Below are 17,010 nucleotides of genomic sequence, written 5' to 3'. Positions count from 1 at the left end.
CTTACAGGTCCAGCGAGGGCAGGTTCAGGCCATGTTCGCGCGCGGCGTCCCTGGCGATGTCGTATCCGGCGTCGGCGTGGCGCATGACGCCGGTGGCCGGGTCGTTCCACAGAACGCGCTTCAGACGTCTGGCGGCTTCTTCCGTGCCGTCGGCTACGATGACGACGCCCGAGTGCTGACTATAACCCATGCCGACGCCTCCGCCGTGGTGCAGCGACACCCAGGACGCGCCCGACGCCGTGTTCAGCAGGGCGTTCAGCAGGGGCCAGTCAGACACGGCGTCCGAACCGTCCATCATGGCCTCGGTCTCGCGGTTCGGGCTGGCGACGGAGCCGCTGTCCAGATGGTCGCGGCCGATGACGATGGGGGCGCTCAGTTCGCCCGACTTCACCATCTCGTTGAACATCAGGCCCGCACGGTGACGGTCGCCCAGACCGATCCAGCAGATGCGCGCCGGCAGGCCCTGGAAGGCGATGCGCTCGCCCGCCATGTCCAGCCAGCGGTGCAGGCCCGCGTTGTCGGGGAACAGTTTCTTCATCGCCTCATCCGTCTTGCGGATGTCCTCGGGATCGCCCGACAGGGCGGCCCAGCGGAACGGCCCGATGCCGCGGCAGAACAGCGGGCGGATATAGGCGGGCACGAAGCCGGGGAAGTCGAAGGCGTTCTCGACGCCCTCGTCGAAGGCGACCTGACGGATGTTGTTGCCGTAGTCGGTCGTGGGGACGCCCATCTTCTGGAAGTCCAGCATGGCCCTGACGTGTGTGGCCATCGACGCGCGCGCAGCGGTTTCGACGGCGGCCGGGTCGCTGACGCGCTTTTCCTCCCACTCGGCGACGGTCCAGCCTGAGGGCAGGTAGCCGTTGACCGGGTCGTGGGCGCTGGTCTGATCCGTCACCAGATCGGGGCGAACGCCGCGCTTGACCATTTCAGGCAGAAGATCAGCCGCATTGCCCAACAAGCCGATCGACAAGGGTTTCTTGTCCTTGAAGGACTGCTCGAGCAGGGCCAGGGCCTCGTCCAGCGTATCGGCCATGACGTCGACATAGCGGGTGCGCAGGCGGAACTCGATGCGGCTGCGCTGGCACTCGATGGTGATGCACGAGGCGCCGGCCATGGTCGCGGCCAGAGGCTGGGCGCCGCCCATGCCGCCCAAGCCCGCCGTCAGGATCCACTTGCCCGACCAGTCGCCGCCATAATGCTGGCGACCCGCCTCCATGAAGGTCTCATAGGTGCCCTGAACGATGCCCTGGGTGCCGATGTAGATCCACGACCCAGCGGTCATCTGGCCGTACATGGCCAGGCCCTTCTTATCGAGCTCGTTGAAGTGCTCCCAGGTCGCCCATTTGGGCACTAGGTTGGAGTTGGCGATCAACACGCGCGGCGCGTCGACATGGGTGCGGAACACGCCGACCGGCTTGCCCGACTGGACCATCAGCGTCTCGTCGGCTTCCAGATTCTTGAGTTGGTCGATGATGATGTCGAAAGCCTGCCAGTTGCGGGCCGCCTTGCCGATGCCGCCATAGACGACCAGATCCTCGGGACGCTCGGCCACCTCGGGGTCGAGGTTGTTCATCAGCATCCGCATGGCGGCCTCGGCGGCCCATGTTTTGGCAGTCTTTTCCGGCCCGCGCGGGCTACGGATAATGCGAGTGTTGGGCGTGGACATCGAATCCTCCATGCGGCTTCGGCCGTCGAATGTTGGGGTCAGTGTTATGTCTAGACATTAATGCGCGCAAGGGGCAGTTTCGCATGATGGATCAGGAGCCGCTTCATCGTCGCATCGCGGGCGACATCGAGCGCCGCATCGCCTCGGGCGAGTGGCGGCCGGGTTTCCGCATCCCGACCGAGGCTGAACTGACCGCGGAATACGGCTGTGCGCGGATGACGGTGTCGCGCGCCATGTCCGATCTGGCGGCGCGCGGGTTGGTGGTGCGTCGCCGTCGTGCGGGAACCGTGGTGGCCCATCCGCCCGTGCATTCCTCGGCCCTGGTCGCCATTCCCGACATTCAGTCCGAGGTCGAGGGGCGCGGACTGGCCTATTCCCACCGTCTGCTGGGCCGGATCGTGCGCCCGGCCGGTGAGGACGAAGAGGGGCTGGGCGAGCGGCTGATCGAACTGCAGACCCTGCACCTGGCGGACGATCTGCCGTTCGTGTTCGAGCGGCGCCTGATTTCCCTGTCCGCAGCGCCCGAGGCGGAGGCTGCCGACTTCACCACGCAGCCGCCGGGCGGCTGGCTGCTGGCCCACATGCCCTGGACCGAGGCCGAGCACCGCATTTCTGCCGTCGGCGCCGATCATGAGACGGCGGCGGGTCTGGGCCTGGCCGACGGCGCGCCGTGTCTGCGGCTGGAACGCCGGACCTGGCGCGACGGTCAGGGCGTGACCTGGGCCTCACAGATTTTCCCCGGTGCGGCCTATGATCTGGTCGCGCGCTTCTCTCCCACTAAAGGTTGATTGGCCAAAGGATGACCCTGATGGGCGAACCGTCTGAAGCTCTGGGCTGGCGTTCTGTCGGCGATCTGGTCGGCCAGCATCCAGAGGCGCGCGTCGCCCTGATCGGCGCGCCGCTGAACGAGCGGTCATTGACGCCGGGCCGCTGTGATCTGGGCCCGAAGACATTGCGCGCCGTGCTGCCGCGCTTGTCGACCTATGACGTTGAGACGGGGCTGGAACTGGAGATCAAGGTCCACGACGCGGGCGATGTGGCGCTGAAGGCCGTCTCGCCGTTCGACGCCTTTGAGCCGGTGCGTGATGCGGCGGCGGCGCAGGCCCACCGCGACCTGACCCTTCTGGTCGGCGGCAACAACGCCATCACTCGGCCGGGCGTTCATGCGCTGGGGCTGGACCGCGTCGGCGTGCTGACGCTGGACGCCCATTTCGACCTGCGTGACACGGATCAGGGCCTGACCAACGGCAACCCGATCCAGGCCCTGTTGGACGACGGCATGGACGGCCATCGCATCAGCCAGGTGGGCCTCGCGCCCTTCGCCAACACTCGCCGCGCCCACGAAAAAGCCGAGGCGGCGGGCATCAGCGTCCGCACCGCCCGCGAGTGCCGCCAGCGCGGTCTGGCCAACATCGTGGTCGAGGAACTGGAGCGCCTGTCGTCCCTGTGCGAGGTCATCTACGTCGACTTCGACATCGACGTGATCGACCGCAGCCAGTGGCCCGCCAGCCCCGGCGCGCGGCCGGGCGGGGTGTCGGTGCACGACTTCTTCGACGCCGCCCGCGCCATCGGCGCCCATGCCAAGGTTCGCGCCGTCGACCTGACCGAATACGACCCGTCGCTGGAAGTCGGCGACCTCGGCTCCCTGACGGCGGGTCGCTGGTTCTGTGAAATTCTGGCTGGAGTTTCGTCGCGATGAGAGCGTGGCTAGCGGCTGCGATTGTCGGCCTGGTTGTCTCAGCATCCCCCGCACAAGCCTGTGAAGGCATCGATCGCGCGAGCCAACAGATTCTTGAGTTCCAGCGCAACCTAGCCTCAAACGCTGATAGCATTTACCTCGCGCGGGCTGTTCCAGTCCCTGGCCGAACCTATATGAGCACTTACAGCCGTATCGTTGTGATCGACGGTGAGACGCCGCCTCGCAGGTTAAGAGATTGGCCTATAGACTGTGGCGAAGCCGATGAGGGGCTAACCGTGGTTTTCGCCCAGCGAGTTCGACCCACCTATAAGCTGTCCGATTACTGGTTCTGGGGCGGCTGGGTTCTTACAGCATTCTACCCGTCCGAGATCGTCGATCCGGAGATAGCGGCCCGCCTGCGCACAACCGCTGATCGTTTGAGAGCCGAGTTGCGTCAATGAGCCTGGAAACACGACTATTGATCGACTGCCACGTCGCCGCCATGACCGAGGGCGGCGCCCCCTACGGCGCGATCGAGGACGCCGCCATCCTGATCAAGGACGGGCGCATCGCCTGGGTCGGGCCGCGCGCCGACCTGCCTGTGCACAAGGCTGTGGAAGCCGACAGTCTGGGCGGGCGCTGGGTCACGCCGGGGCTGGTCGACTGCCACACCCATCTGGTCTTCGGCGGCGACCGCTCGGGTGAGTTCGAGCAGCGGCTGGAAGGCGCGACCTATGAAGAGATCGCGCGCGCCGGGGGCGGCATCGTCTCGTCCGTGCGCGCCACGCGCGAGGAGAGCGAGGATCAGCTCTACGCCTCGGCCCTGGCGAGGCTGGAGGGGCTGAAGGCCACCGGCGTCACCACGGTCGAGATCAAGTCCGGTTATGGTCTGGATCACGACAGCGAACTGAAGATGCTGCGCGTCGCCCGCCGTATTGGACGCGAGGCCGGGGTGCGGGTCCGCACCTCCTATCTGGGTCTGCACGCCGTTCCGCCGGAACATAAGGTCGACCGCGCCGTCTATGTGGACAAGGCTGTGGATGAAATCCTGCCTGCCGCCTACGCCGAGGGTCTGGTCGACGCGGTGGACGCCTATTGCGAGCCTATCGCCTTCTCGGTCGAGGAGGTCAGCCGCCTGTTCGACAAGGCAGAGGAACTGGGCCTGCCGGTCAAGCTGCACGCCGACCAGTTGTCGGACGGCGGCGGGGCGGCGCTGGCCGCGCGCTATCAGGCGCTGTCGGCCGACCATATCGAGCACACGACCGAGGCGGGCGTGAAGGCGATGGCAGAGGCGGGCGTGGTGGCGGTGCTGCTGCCCGGCGCCTTCCTGATGCTGCGAGAGACGCAGGCGCCGCCGATCGACCGGTTGCGCCGGCACGGCGTGCGGATGGCGGTGGCGACGGACTGCAATCCCGGCACCTCGCCGGTCGCCTCGATGACGGCGGCGATCAACCTGGCCTGCGTCCAGTTCCGCCTGACGCCGGAAGAGGCGCTGGCGGGCGCCACGCGCAACGCGGCCCGCGCGCTGGGCCTGCAGGACGAGATCGGCACGCTTGAGGCGGGCAAGGCCGCCGACCTGGCCGTCTGGGACATCAGTCGTCCGGCGGAGCTGGCCTATTGGCTAGGCAAGCCGCTGCTGCATCGCCGCTATCTGGCGGGACGCGCGGCCTAGGACTAGCGTCGTTCCCTCAAGCGGGAGGGAGCGCGCATGGCGCAGACGGAAACGGACGTCGTCATCCTGGGCGGCGGGCACAACGGACTGGCCTGCGCCTTCTATCTGGCGCGGGCCGGGCTGAAGGTCACGGTGCTGGAGCGGCGCGGCGTCGTCGGCGGGGCGGCGGTGACCGAGGAATTCCATCCCGGCTTCCGCAACTCGACCGCCAGCTACACCGTCAGTCTGCTGAACCCGCGCGTCATCGCCGACATGGAGTTGCCGCGCCACGGGTTGCAGGTGGTGGAGCGACGGGCGGCGAACTTCCTGCCCTTTGACGACGGGCGCTACCTGCTGACCGGCGAGGGGCGAACCCAGGCCGAGGTCGCCAAATTCTCGACCCGCGACGCCGAGCGCCTGCCTGACTATGAGGCGCGGCTGGAGACGGTCGCCGCCATCCTGCGCGATCTGGTCCTGACCACCCCGCCGAACGTGGTGGAAGGCGGCTGGCTGGCGGCCCTGCCGGAGATGTTGAAGGCGGCCTCGCTGGGGCGGCGCGTCTCGGGTTTGGGCCTGGCGGCCCAGCGCGACCTGTTGGACCTGTTCGCCAAGTCGGCGGGCGACTGGCTGGACGGCTGGTTCGAGAGCGATCCGATCAAGGCCCTGTTCGGGTTCGACAGCGTCGTCGGCAACTACGCCAGCCCCTATACGCCGGGCTCGGCCTATGTCCTGCTGCACCACGTCTTCGGTGAGGTGAACGGTAAGAAGGGGGCTTGGGGCCACGCCATCGGCGGCATGGGGGCGATCACCCAGGCCATGGCCGCCGCCTGCGCCGAACAGGGGGTCGACATCCGGCTGGATGCGCCGGTCGCCGAGGTTCTGACGGAAAAGGGCAGGGCCGTCGGCGCCGTGACCGAGGCGGGCGACGCAGTCCGCGCCCGGGCCATGGTCTCCAACCTGCACCCGCGCCTGTTGTTCGACCGCCTGGTCGATCCGGCCGTGGTCTCGGCGGATTTCACCGAGCGGATGAGCCGCTACGCCTCGGGCTCAGGCACGTTCCGCATGAACGTCGCCCTGTCTGAGCTGCCGCGCTTCACCGCCTTGCCGGGCGCGGGCGATCATCTGACGGCGGGCATCATCATCGCCCAGACCCTGGCCTATATGGACCGCGCCCACGCCGAGGCGAGGCTGAACGGCTGGTCGTCAAAGCCGATCGTCGAGATGCTGGTCCCCTCGACCCTGGACGACAGCCTGGCCCTGGCGGGGCAGCACGTCGCCAGCCTGTTCTGCCAGCATGTTGCGCCGGATCTTGAGGACGAACATCGCGACACGGTGGCCGACCTGATGATTGAGACCGTCGAGGCCCATGCGCCGGGCTTCAAAGCTTCCGTGGTCGGGCGGCTGGCGCTGGGGCCGCGCGATCTGGAGCGGCGCTTCGGCCTGATCGGCGGCGACATTTTCCACGGGCGGCTGACGCTGGATCAGTTGTTCAGCGCCCGGCCGGTGCTGGGCCACGCCGATCATCGGATGCCGGTGCCTGGGCTCTATCTGTGCGGATCGGGCGCTCATCCGGGCGGCGGGGTGACGGGGGCGCCGGGACACAATGCGGCGCAGGCGGTGCTGAAGGATTTCGGCCGCCGCTGAAGTGATCTCGTACAGGTTGTGTTTGTAGGTTAATTCAACCTAATATTGTTCTCTCAGGGGTGGGAGAACAATCTATGGATGTCGAAGCGTTCATCACGCGCTGGGGCGGTGCGACAATCAGCGAGCGTGCGCACCATCAGACCTTCATCGGCCAGCTGTGCGCCCTGATCGGAGTGGCGGCGCCGGATCAGGAGACGGTCGGAGATCGCGGCTACTGCTTCGAGCGGCGTGTGGAGTTTTCATTTCACGACGGCGGGGCCCATCGAGGGTTCATCGATTGCTACCGGCGCGGCGCCTTTGTGCTCGAGGCCAAGCAGTCGCAGAAGCGGGCGCCGGGCGGCGAACTGGACCCGCAACGGCATCTGGCCCTGTTCAACGGTCGAGGACGCAAGCCGCCGCAGGGGCATCCAGACGCCATCGAGCGGCTGATGCTGGACGCCAAGCGTCAGGCCGAGAGCTACGCCAAGGCGCTGGACGAATGGCCGCCCTTTATCGTCGTCGTGGACGTGGGCCGCTCCATTCATCTGTGGGCCGACTTCGATCGGCAGGGGAAGGGCTATGTGCCCTTTCCCGACCTGGCCCGCTGTCGCATCGCCATGGACGATCTGCGTGATCCCGAGGTTCGCGATCGTCTGCGCCGGGTCTGGGATGAGCCGATGAGCCTGGACCCGGCGAACCATGTGGCGGCCGTGACCAGCGACATCGCGGCGCGACTGGCCTGGCTGGTCCGTTCGATCCGCAAGCGGGCGCCGACCGACGCCGGGGGGCGCGTCGATGCCGTAGCGCGGGCGGCGTGGGACAAGCGCACCTCCCTGTTCGTCATGCAATGCATCTTCGCCATGTTCGCCGACAGCGTCGGATTGATCGACGACAGGGGCTTTCTGCACCTGCTGGAAAGCTATCGCGGGATGGCGGATCGCTTTCATGTCAGCGCGGCGGACTTCTTTCGGCGTATGAACAGCGGCGGCCATTGCTCGGCCGTTCGCCAGGACCTGCGCCGCTTCAACGGCGGCCTGTTCAAGGAAGAGGCCGCCGTGCCGGTGACGGAGGTCGAACTTGAGGCCCTTATCGCCGCCGCCCAGCGCGACTGGGCCTCGGTCGAGCCGGCGATCTTCGGCGCCTTGCTGGAACAGGCTTTGGACCCGACCGAACGCGGCGAGTTGGGCGCCCACTATACGCCCAAGGCCTATGTGCGGCGGCTGGTCGAGGCCACGATCATGGAGCCGCTGCGCGCCGAGTGGGAGGCTGTCGCAGGGGTGGCGGTCGGACACTATGTTCGTGGCGACATCATTCGGGCCCGTCGCGCCATGCGCGAATTCCATCGCGAGCTGTGTGGGACGCGGGTGCTGGATCCGGCCTGCGGAACCGGCAACTTCCTCTATGTGGCCATGGATATGATGAAGGATCTCGAGAGCGAGGTCCTGACCGCCCTGACCGACCTGGGGGACGCCCAGACGGCGCTCGGTCTGGAGGGGCATACCATCAGCCCCGAGCAGTTCTGGGGGTTGGAGAAGAACGTGCACGCCGCCTGGATCGCCGAGATGGTGATGTGGATCGGCTATCTGCAATGGCATTTCAGGAACGCCGGCGACGCCAAGCCGACCGAACCGATCCTGCGCAACTTCAACCGCATTCTGCATACCGATGCGCTGCTCACCTGGACTGGCGAAGAGCTCGTGCGCGATGGATATGGGCGACCGGTCACTCACACTCGGAAGCTGAGCCGGGGCGGCCTTTCAGCGGCGGTGGTTCGTGAAGAGCGGGAGGTCGCCCGTTACATTGATCCGCGTCCGACGGTATGGCCGGCGGCGCATTTCATCATCGGCAATCCGCCCTTCATCGGCGGCAAGGATGTGCGCGGGGAGCTGGGCGACGGCTATGTCGACGCCCTTTGGCGGGTGCGGCAGGGGCGGTTCCGATCGGCCGATCTGGTCACGGCGTGGTGGGATCGGGCGGCCGAGATCCTGACGACGAAGGACAGCACGTTGAGACGGTTCGGCTTCATCACCACCAACTCCATCACCCAGACCTTTTCCCGGCGCGTGCTCGAGCATCATCTGAAGGGCGGGCCGCCCATGCGGCTGACCTTCGCCATCCCTGACCATCCGTGGATCAAGGGGGTCGACCGCGCTGATGTGCGCATCGCCATGACGGTGGCCGAGCGCGGCGAACCGAACGGGCAGGGGCGGCTGCTGACGGTTGTCGAGACCGTCAGCGACGGCGAGACGCCGGAGATCGTGTTTCATGAGCAGAGGGGCGACATCGCGCCGGACCTGACCATCGGCCTGTCGATCAGCGAGGCGCAATCGCTGAAGGCCAATGCGCTGCTGTGCTCGCCGGGAGTGAAGCTGCACGGTCCGGGCTTCATGGTGTCGCCGGAAAAGGCCGAGCAACTGCTGGCGACTTCTGGCGATGAGGCGGACAGTCCGATCCGCGCCTATCGCAATGGACGCGACCTGGCGTCACGATCGCGCGGTGTGAAGGTGATCGATCTGTTCGGCTGGACCGAGGAGGAGGCGCGCCGCCGCCACCCTGCGATCTTCCAGCATCTGCTGGAGAGCGTGAAGCCCGAGCGCGACCGCAACAATCGTGCGACCTATCGCGACAACTGGTGGGTGTTCGGCGAACCGCGCAGCGAGTTCCGCCCGGCGCTGGAAGGATTGTCCCGCTATATCGCCACGGTAGAGACGGCCAAGCATCGGTGGTTCCGCTTTCTGAACGCTGACATCCTGCCGGACAATGCTCTGATCGCGGTCGCCTCTGATGACCCTCGCATCCTGGGCGTGCTGTCGTCGCGACTGCATGGTCTGTGGGCCCTGGCGCGGGGCGGGCGGCTGGAGGATCGGCCCGTCTATAACAAGAAGGCCTGTTTTGACGCCTTTCCCTTTCCCGATCTCAACAGCACCGCAGGCTTGGAGGTCGGCGCCTTGGCTGAGGAGATCGACGAACGTCGTCGCCAGGTTCTGGGTAGGCACGAAGACCTGACCATGACCGGGCTCTACAATGTCCGACACCGCCTTCAGGAGGGCGGAGAACTGACGACCGCCGAGCGCAATATCTATGATCGCGGCCAGGTCGGCTTGCTGCATCATCTGCACCAACGGCTGGATCAGCAGGTGGCGTCGGCCTACGGGTGGCGCGACTCAATGACGGATCAGGCGGCGCTCGGCGCCCTGCTGGAGTTGAATCGTGCGCGGCGGGTGCAAGAGGAGAGGGGCGAAATCCAATTTTTGCGCCCGACTTATCAAGCCGGCCGGATCAAGGCGTTCGCGCGCGCCGTGCAGACCGAGGCGTCGCTCGACAAGGTGAACGCGCGCAAGCCCTTGCCCGAGGCGCCCGCAGTCCTGGCCGGCGTGCTGCTGGAAGAACTGCGCCGCGAAGGCCGGCCGCTACAGCCTCTTGAACTGGCGCGCCGCTTCGATGGGCGGATCGGCCGTCGCAAGACGGACCGGATCGAGCAGACCCTGGCCGTCCTGGCTGTGGCGGGATCGGTTCAGCGGACGGACGACGGCTGGTTCTCGCCGCGGCGTCACTGATTTGACCTAGCCGTGGGCTGCGGCGATCATTAAGTCACATAAGGGCGGTTCCGGCGGGACCGCCCTTTGCTTTACCGAAGAATTCCAGCCCCGATCGGCGGCGCATTCACGCTACGCCTCGGGGAAACGAGATGACCATGCTTGAGAAGACGTTCGAACCCAAGGCCGCCGAGCCGCGCATCTACGCCCAGTGGGAGGACAGCGGCCTGTTCGCCCCGCGCGCGGCCAAGCCGACCGACGGCGCCGCAGACGCCTATTCGATCGTCATTCCGCCGCCGAACGTAACGGGCAGCCTGCACATCGGCCACGCCCTGAACAACACGCTTCAGGACATTCTGGCCCGCTATCACCGCATGAAGGGCAAGGCCGTCCTGTGGTTGCCCGGCACCGACCACGCAGGCATCGCCACCCAGATGGTGGTCGAGCGCAAGCTGGCGGCTGAGGGCAACATCGGCCGCCGCGACATGGGCCGGGACGCCTTCATCGAGAAGGTGTGGGAGTGGAAGGCCGAATCCGGCGGGACCATCGTGCGCCAACTGCGCCGTCTGGGCTCGTCCTGCGACTGGTCGCGCGAACGCTTCACGCTGGACGAAGGCTTGAACGCCGCCGTCCGCAAGGTCTTCGTCCAGTTGCACAAGGACGGCCTGATCTATCGCGACAAGCGGCTGGTGAACTGGGACCCGCATTTCCAGACCGCCATCTCGGACCTTGAGGTCGAGCAGAAGGAGGTCGACGGCGCCTATTGGCACTTCGCCTATCGCCTGTCGGACGGCGTGACCTATGAGCACCCGGTCGCCTTCGACGAAGACGGCAAGGCGACCGAGTTCGAGACGCGCGACTTCATCGTCGTGGCGACGACCCGGCCGGAGACCATGCTGGGCGACACCGGCGTGGCCGTGCACCCCGAGGACGAACGCTACAAGGGTCTGGTCGGCAAGTTCGTGACCCTGCCGATCACGGGGCGCCGCATTCCGATCGTCGCCGATGACTACGCCGACCCGACCAAGGGGTCGGGCGCGGTGAAGATCACGCCTGCCCATGATTTCAACGACTTCGGCGTCGGAAAGCGTGCGGGACTTGAAGCCCTGAACGTCATGGACGCCTTCGGCCGGATCACCGCCGCCGACACGCCCGACGTGCCTGCCGAATACGAAGGCATGGACCGCTTCGCCGCGCGCAAGGCCATCGTCGCCCGCGCCGAGGAAGAAGGCTGGCTGCGCGAGATCGAGAAGACCAGGCACATGGTCCCGCACGGCGACCGCTCGGGCGTGGTCATCGAGCCGTGGATGACGGACCAGTGGTACGTCGACGCCAAGGTCATGGCCCAGCCGGCCCTGAAGGCGGTCGAGGAGGGCGCGACCGTTTTCGAGCCGAAGTCCTACGAGAAGATCTACTTCGAATGGCTGCGCAACATCGAGCCGTGGTGCATCTCGCGCCAGCTGTGGTGGGGCCACCGTATCCCGGCCTGGTATGGCCCCAACGGCGAGATCTACGTCGCCGAGACGGAAGATGACGCCCGCGAACAGGCATTGTCGGACTATGATTCCGAGGTCGTGCTGACCCAGGACGAGGACGTTCTGGACACCTGGTTCTCGTCCGCCCTGTGGCCGTTCTCGACCATGGGCTGGCCGGAAAAGACTGAGGATCTGGAGCGCTTCTATCCGACCAGCGATCTGGTTACGGCGGCGGACATCATCTTCTTCTGGGTCGCCCGGATGATGATGATGGGCCTGCACTTCATGGACGGCGAAGTTCCGTTCAAGCGCGTCATCATCAACGGTCTGGTCCGCGACGAGAAGGGCCAGAAGATGTCGAAGTCCAAGGGCAACGTCATCGACCCGCTGAACATCATCGACGAGCTGGGCGCCGACCCCTTGCGCTTCACCATGGCAATCCTGTCGGGCACGCGCGACATCAAACTTTCGAAGCAGCGCATTGAAGGTTATCGCAATTTCGGCACCAAGCTGTGGAACGCCGCCCGCTTCAGCCAGATGAACGAGGCGCGTCGGGTGAAGGGCTTCGACCCCGCAGACGTGCAGCAGACGATCAACCGCTGGATCCGCGGCGAACTGACCAAGGCCGAGCGCCAGGTGTCGGACGCCATCGAAGGCGGCCGTTTCGACGATGCGGCGGGCGCGCTTTACCGCTTCATCTGGAACGTTTTCTGCGACTGGTATCTGGAACTGGCCAAGCCGGTGTTCAACGGTTCGGACGAAGCCGCCAAGGCTGAGACGCGCGCCATGACCGCCTGGACCATCGATCAGACGCTGAAGCTGCTGCACCCGGTCATGCCCTACATCACCGAAGAACTGTGGGCCGAACTGGGCAGGGAAGGCCCGACTCGCGACGGTCTGCTGATGGGCGAGACCTGGCCGGTGCTGCCGGACGCCTTCGTGGATACGGACGCCGAGGCGGAGATCGGCTGGCTGGTCGATCTGATCGGCGAAATCCGCGCGCTGCGGGCCGAGATGAATGTGCCGCCGTCGGCCAAGCCGCCGCTCGCCTTTGTCGCCCCGGACGCGGCCACGGCTGAACGCATCGCGCGTCACCGCGACCTGATCCTGACCCTGGGCCGCGTGTCCGAGGTCGCCGTGGCCGAGGCCGCCCCCACCGGGGCCGTGACCTTCGTCTCGGGCGGGGCGACGGTCGCCCTGTCGCTGGCCGGGATCATCGATCTGGACGCCGAACGTGTGCGTCTGGAAAAGGAGATCGCCGCCTTCGACGCTGACATCGGCCATGTGAACAAGAAGCTGGGCAACCCCAACTTCGTCGCCCGCGCCGCCGCCGAAGTGGTCGAGGAACAGCGCGCCAAACTGGCTGAAGCCGAAGAGGGCAAGGCCCGGCTGCAGGCCGCGCTGAAGCGGCTGGAAACCCTGTAAGGGCGTGAGAATCGACCAGCTTCTCGTCGCGCGCGGCGTCTTCGACAGTCGCGCCCGCGCCCGCGCCGCCATCGAGGCGGGGCGGGTGAGGGCGGACGGCCGCGTCGTCGCCAAGCCTTCCGAAAAGGTCGCGGAAGACGCCGAGATCGAGGCCGAGGCCGCCCATCCCTGGGTCGGTCGCGGCGCCTTGAAGCTGGCGCACGCGCTGGAGCTGTGGCCGATCGCGATTGAGGGGCGCGTGGTGCTGGATGTCGGCGCTTCGACCGGCGGCTTCACCGAAGTCTGTCTGGGTCGCGGCGCGGCGCAGGTTTTCGCCGTGGATGTCGGCACAGGGCAGTTGCATCCCTCGGTCGCCGCCGATCCGCGTGTCGTGAATCTGGAGAAGACCGACGCCCGCCACCTGACCACGGCTCTGATCACCGAGACGCCGTCGCTGATCGTCTGCGACGCCAGCTTCATCAGCCTGTCGAAGGTTCTGCCCGCTGCGCTGGCTCTGGCGGAGCCGGAGGCGGATCTGATCACGCTTGTGAAGCCTCAGTTCGAGGCGGATGGTCCCAAGGCGGTCGGCAAGAAGGGCGTGGTCAAGGACCCGGAGGCGCACGCCGCCGCCGTGGCCGGGGTGCGCGACTGGCTGGAGGAGAGCGGCTGGACCGTGCGCGAGGTCGCTGACAGCCCCATCACCGGCGGCGACGGCAACGTCGAGTTCCTGCTCTGGGCTCAGAAAGCCTGAGCCCAAACGATTTGAGGGCCGCCGGTGATCCGGCGGCCCTCTTCACATCGTCGATTGACAGGGGGGCTGAAACTTAATCGACGACGCGATAGCGGCCCGATTGGTCCATGCAGGTGCGCACATAGCGCGTCTCCATGCGACCGTCGGGAAGACGGATGTTGCTCTCGGCCAGGCGACACTGATCGGCGTCGCGGGGCGTGGAGGCGTAGGTATCGGGATAGTCCCGGTAATAGTCGTAAGCATCGCGACGGTCGTCGTAGCGACGATCGTAGTCATAGCCGCGATTGTCATAGCCTCGGTTGTCGTAACCATAGGCAGGCGGGACGTAGGTTCCCTGATAGCCATAGTTGGCGTCGCGGCGATAACGGCTGTCGCAGGCGGCCGAGCTGTTTCCCACGCCGGCGCCGATCGCGGCGCCCAGGACACCGCCCAGAGCGCTGCCTTCGGTGCGGCGGCCGCGGGCCGCCATCTGGGAGCCGGCGACGGCGCCGATGGCGGCGCCCAGCAGGCCGCCGGTCGTGGCGCGCTGGCGCTGATCACGCACGCAGGGATCGTAATAGGTCCCCTGGCCGTAGCCGCTGTTTCCATAGCCATAGGCGGGCGGATAGTCATAGCCGTAGCTCTGGGCCGAGGCGACGCCGGGCAGGGCGACGGCCGAGGCGCAGGCCAGGGCGGCGATGGCGGCGACCGAGGCTTTTTTCGAGATGAGAGCGATCATCGTTTCTGTTCCTTCGACGGACGTTCTCTGAACGGGTCAGGCCGCCGTCTGTTGCAGCCATTGATAGGGCCGCGAAGCTGAACGGCTTTTGATCGCGTCGTTCATCTTCGTTCATGTTTCGATTTTCGCGCGGAAACCGTTAGAAGCCGCCGCATGACGCAAACGCTGACCATCGCCCGCATGGGCCATCAGGGCGACGGGATCGCCGACACCGCCGACGGCCCGGTCTTCGTACCGGGCGCCTTGCCGGACGAGGTGATCGCGGCCGAGGTCAAGGGCGGGCGGGCCGAGCGATTCGAGTTGATCGAGGCCAGTCCCGACCGGCGTCCGATCCACTCGCAAACCTATGCCGAATGCGGCGTCGCGCCGTTGCAACACTGGGCCGACGCGCCCTACCTGGCCTGGAAGCGCGAGGTGGTGCTCCAGACCCTGGCGCGCGAAGGGCTGGAGACCGAGGTGGAGGCGACGGTGGCCACGCCGCTGGCCAGTCGTCGGCGCCTGGCGTTGCACGCGCGCCAGGGGCCGGACGGGCGAGTCATCCTGGGTTTCAAGGCGCGCAAGTCGTGGCGGGTGGTGGAGCTTACGGATTGCCCGTTGTCGGACCCGCTCCTTACGGCGGCTCTGCCGGCGCTCGCCAAGGTCGCGGCGCCTTTCCTGGGCCATCCCAAGTCGGCGCCGACCCTGCACGTCACCCTGACCGACAGTGGTCTGGACGTCGATGTGACGGGGGTGGAGAAGCGTTCCGGCGGTCTGAACGGTGACCAGCTGGCGCTCGCCATCGCGGCGGCGGCCGAAGCGGATCTGGCGCGCCTCAGCCTGGACGGCAATACGCTGGTGATGGCGCGTCAGCCTCGCGTTCGGTTCGGACGGGCGTCCGTGCCCTTGCCGCCGGGCGCCTTCCTGCAAGCGTCGCCGGCCGCCGAGGCCGCCATGGTCGAACGCGCCGTCGAGGCGGTGAGGGGGGCCAGGAAGGTCGCCGACCTGTTCTGCGGCGCGGGAACCTTCACCTTCCCGCTGGCTGAGGTCGCCAGCGTCACGGCGGCCGATTCCGCCGCCGCCTCCATCGCCGCACTGAAAGCGGGGGTCAGCACGGCGCAGGGATTGAAGGGAATAGAGGCTCAGTCGCGCGATCTGTTCCGTCGTCCTCTATCACCCTACGACCTGAAGGGGTGCGAGGCCATCGTCCTTGATCCGCCGCGCGCGGGCGCCCTGGAGCAGACGCAGCAACTTCCGGGGACCAAGGCCTCGGTCATCGTCGGCGTATCCTGCAACCCCCAGACCTTCGCTCGTGACGCGCGCGTTCTGGTCGACGCCGGTTTCCGGCTCGAGAAGGTTACGCCGATCGATCAGTTCATCTGGTCGACGCATATCGAACTGGTCGGCGTCTTCCGGCGCTGATCAGGACGCCAGGTCGAACAGGTCCAGTTGGGGACGAGCGTCGGCGGGAATGCGAAACTGGGTCACGTCCAGCGTATGACGAGGGCCGTCCAGACCGTAGCGTTTGACCGCCGCCTTGAAGCGCGCGGCGATCAGTTCGGCGACGGGACCCGTTCCCTTCATTCGCTGCGACCAGTCCGGGTCGTAGTCCTTACCGCCTCGCGTCTGGCGGATCAGCGACATGACGCGCGCCGCGCGGTCGGGGCGGGCGTCGGCCAGCCATTCGCGGAACAGGTCCTTGATTTCGAGCGGCAGGCGCAGGGTCACGTACATGGCCGAGGTCGCCCCGGCCTTCTGAGCCGCCTCCAGCACCGCTTCGAGTTCATGATCGTTCAGGCCGGGAATGACCGGGGCGAAGCCGACGCCGACCGGGCATCCAGCCTCGGCCAGGCGGCTGATCGCCTCCAGTCGTTTGGCGGGCGTGGAGGCGCGCGGCTCCATCGCCCGCGCCAGCTTGCGGTCCAGGGTGGTGATGGAGACGAAGGCCGAGGCCAGGCCTTGTCTTCCCATGTCGCCCAGAATGTCTGCGTCACGCGCGATCAACACCGACTTGGTGATGATGCTGAACGGCTGTTTGAACCGTTGCATGACCTCCAGGATCGAACGGGTCGATTTCGTTTCGCGCTCGACCGGCTGATAGGGGTCGGTATTGCCGCCTATGTGGATGCGCCGGCAGACGTATCGGGGCTTTGAGAGTTCCTGTTCCAGTAGACGCGCGGCGTGCGGTTTGAAGAAGATCCGGCTCTCGAAATCCAGGCCCGGGGATAGGCCCATCCAGGCATGGGACGGACGGGCGTAGCAGTAGATGCAGCCATGTTCGCAGCCCTTGTAGGGGTTGATGGAGCGATCGAAGCCGACGTCGGGACTCGTATTACGGGCGATGATGGTCCGGGCGTGTTCCGGGGACAGGGTGGTGCGGAGCGGCGAGGCCGCTTCGTCCTGATCCGTCCAGCCGTCGTCCCAAGCCTCGCGTCGGTCGGCTTCATACCGACCCGAGGCGTTGGAACGTGCGCCGCGTCCATTGATCGCCTTGTTCATGGCCGCATGATGCGGAACGGAGTGGAACAAATC

Annotated in this window: 11 protein-coding genes; 8 read left to right on the top strand and 3 right to left on the bottom strand. The window is 66.7% G+C overall.

Features of this window, described 5'->3' with window-relative positions:
* Window position 1: 1 nt before the first annotated feature.
* The gene (gene hutU, locus ACWIDZ_RS00975) at window positions 2-1,666 is read right to left on the bottom strand and encodes a urocanate hydratase (protein ID WP_453988579.1); all 1,665 of its coding nucleotides are present in this window, start codon (window positions 1,664-1,666) and stop codon (window positions 2-4) included.
* A gap of 86 nt (window positions 1,667-1,752) precedes the next feature.
* On the opposite strand from hutU, the gene ACWIDZ_RS00970 reads away from it, so the two are divergent.
* From ACWIDZ_RS00970 to ACWIDZ_RS00940, 7 genes are all read left to right on the top strand, one after another.
* Window positions 1,753-2,454 (top strand): UTRA domain-containing protein, encoded by a 702-nt coding sequence (locus tag ACWIDZ_RS00970; protein ID WP_346487055.1) that lies wholly within the window; start codon window positions 1,753-1,755, stop codon window positions 2,452-2,454.
* A gap of 20 nt (window positions 2,455-2,474) precedes the next feature.
* A complete protein-coding gene (locus ACWIDZ_RS00965) occupies window positions 2,475-3,365 on the top strand; it encodes an agmatinase family protein (RefSeq protein ID WP_453988580.1) in 891 nt (296 codons plus the stop codon).
* A 436-nt stretch (window positions 3,366-3,801) separates the two neighbouring features.
* Window positions 3,802-5,016, top strand: a complete 1,215-nt coding sequence (gene hutI / locus ACWIDZ_RS00960) for an imidazolonepropionase (protein ID WP_453988581.1) — start codon at window positions 3,802-3,804, stop codon at window positions 5,014-5,016.
* Window positions 5,017-5,052: 36 nt separating this feature from the next.
* Window positions 5,053-6,639, top strand: a complete 1,587-nt coding sequence (locus tag ACWIDZ_RS00955; RefSeq protein ID WP_453988582.1) for a phytoene desaturase family protein — start codon at window positions 5,053-5,055, stop codon at window positions 6,637-6,639.
* A gap of 74 nt (window positions 6,640-6,713) precedes the next feature.
* On the top strand, window positions 6,714-10,175 hold the full coding sequence (locus tag ACWIDZ_RS00950) for a DNA methyltransferase (RefSeq protein WP_453988583.1): 3,462 nt from the start codon (window positions 6,714-6,716) through the stop codon (window positions 10,173-10,175).
* A 137-nt stretch (window positions 10,176-10,312) separates the two neighbouring features.
* Complete coding sequence (locus ACWIDZ_RS00945) at window positions 10,313-13,054, top strand: valine--tRNA ligase (RefSeq protein ID WP_453988584.1); 2,742 nt, start codon at window positions 10,313-10,315, stop codon at window positions 13,052-13,054.
* A 4-nt stretch (window positions 13,055-13,058) separates the two neighbouring features.
* A complete protein-coding gene (locus tag ACWIDZ_RS00940; protein WP_453988585.1) occupies window positions 13,059-13,784 on the top strand; it encodes a TlyA family RNA methyltransferase in 726 nt (241 codons plus the stop codon).
* A 73-nt stretch (window positions 13,785-13,857) separates the two neighbouring features.
* Here ACWIDZ_RS00940 and ACWIDZ_RS00935 read toward each other — a convergent pair whose 3' ends face one another.
* Window positions 13,858-14,502: a glycine zipper 2TM domain-containing protein gene (locus ACWIDZ_RS00935; protein ID WP_291774857.1), complete on the bottom strand. Its 645-nt coding sequence runs from the start codon at window positions 14,500-14,502 to the stop codon at window positions 13,858-13,860.
* Window positions 14,503-14,655: 153 nt separating this feature from the next.
* Here ACWIDZ_RS00935 and ACWIDZ_RS00930 point away from each other — a divergent pair, with 153 nt between their 5' ends.
* Window positions 14,656-15,900, top strand: coding sequence for a class I SAM-dependent RNA methyltransferase (locus ACWIDZ_RS00930; protein WP_453988586.1), 1,245 nt, complete (start codon window positions 14,656-14,658; stop codon window positions 15,898-15,900).
* Here the strand turns inward: ACWIDZ_RS00930 and ACWIDZ_RS00925 are convergent, their stop codons facing one another.
* A complete protein-coding gene (locus ACWIDZ_RS00925) occupies window positions 15,901-16,977 on the bottom strand; it encodes a PA0069 family radical SAM protein (RefSeq protein WP_453988587.1) in 1,077 nt (358 codons plus the stop codon).
* Window positions 16,978-17,010: the final 33 nt, after the last annotated feature.

This window comes from Brevundimonas sp. NPDC055311, assembly GCF_053645695.1.
Note: the sequence above shows the minus strand (reverse complement) of the source record. Positions and strands in the feature narration are given on the sequence as shown.

Bases quoted from the DNA above. Each gene is read 5' to 3' on its own strand.
- hutU (WP_453988579.1), bottom strand. From the start codon at position 1,666: ATGTCCACGCCCAACACTCGCATTATCCGTAGCCCGCGCGGGCCGGAA.
- ACWIDZ_RS00970 (WP_346487055.1), top strand. From the start codon at position 1,753: ATGGATCAGGAGCCGCTTCATCGTCGCATCGCGGGCGACATCGAGCGC.
- ACWIDZ_RS00965 (WP_453988580.1), top strand. From the start codon at position 2,475: ATGGGCGAACCGTCTGAAGCTCTGGGCTGGCGTTCTGTCGGCGATCTG.
- hutI (WP_453988581.1), top strand. From the start codon at position 3,802: ATGAGCCTGGAAACACGACTATTGATCGACTGCCACGTCGCCGCCATG.
- ACWIDZ_RS00955 (WP_453988582.1), top strand. From the start codon at position 5,053: ATGGCGCAGACGGAAACGGACGTCGTCATCCTGGGCGGCGGGCACAAC.
- ACWIDZ_RS00950 (WP_453988583.1), top strand. From the start codon at position 6,714: ATGGATGTCGAAGCGTTCATCACGCGCTGGGGCGGTGCGACAATCAGC.
- ACWIDZ_RS00945 (WP_453988584.1), top strand. From the start codon at position 10,313: ATGCTTGAGAAGACGTTCGAACCCAAGGCCGCCGAGCCGCGCATCTAC.
- ACWIDZ_RS00935 (WP_291774857.1), bottom strand. From the start codon at position 14,502: ATGATCGCTCTCATCTCGAAAAAAGCCTCGGTCGCCGCCATCGCCGCC.
- ACWIDZ_RS00930 (WP_453988586.1), top strand. From the start codon at position 14,656: ATGACGCAAACGCTGACCATCGCCCGCATGGGCCATCAGGGCGACGGG.
- ACWIDZ_RS00925 (WP_453988587.1), bottom strand. From the start codon at position 16,977: ATGAACAAGGCGATCAATGGACGCGGCGCACGTTCCAACGCCTCGGGT.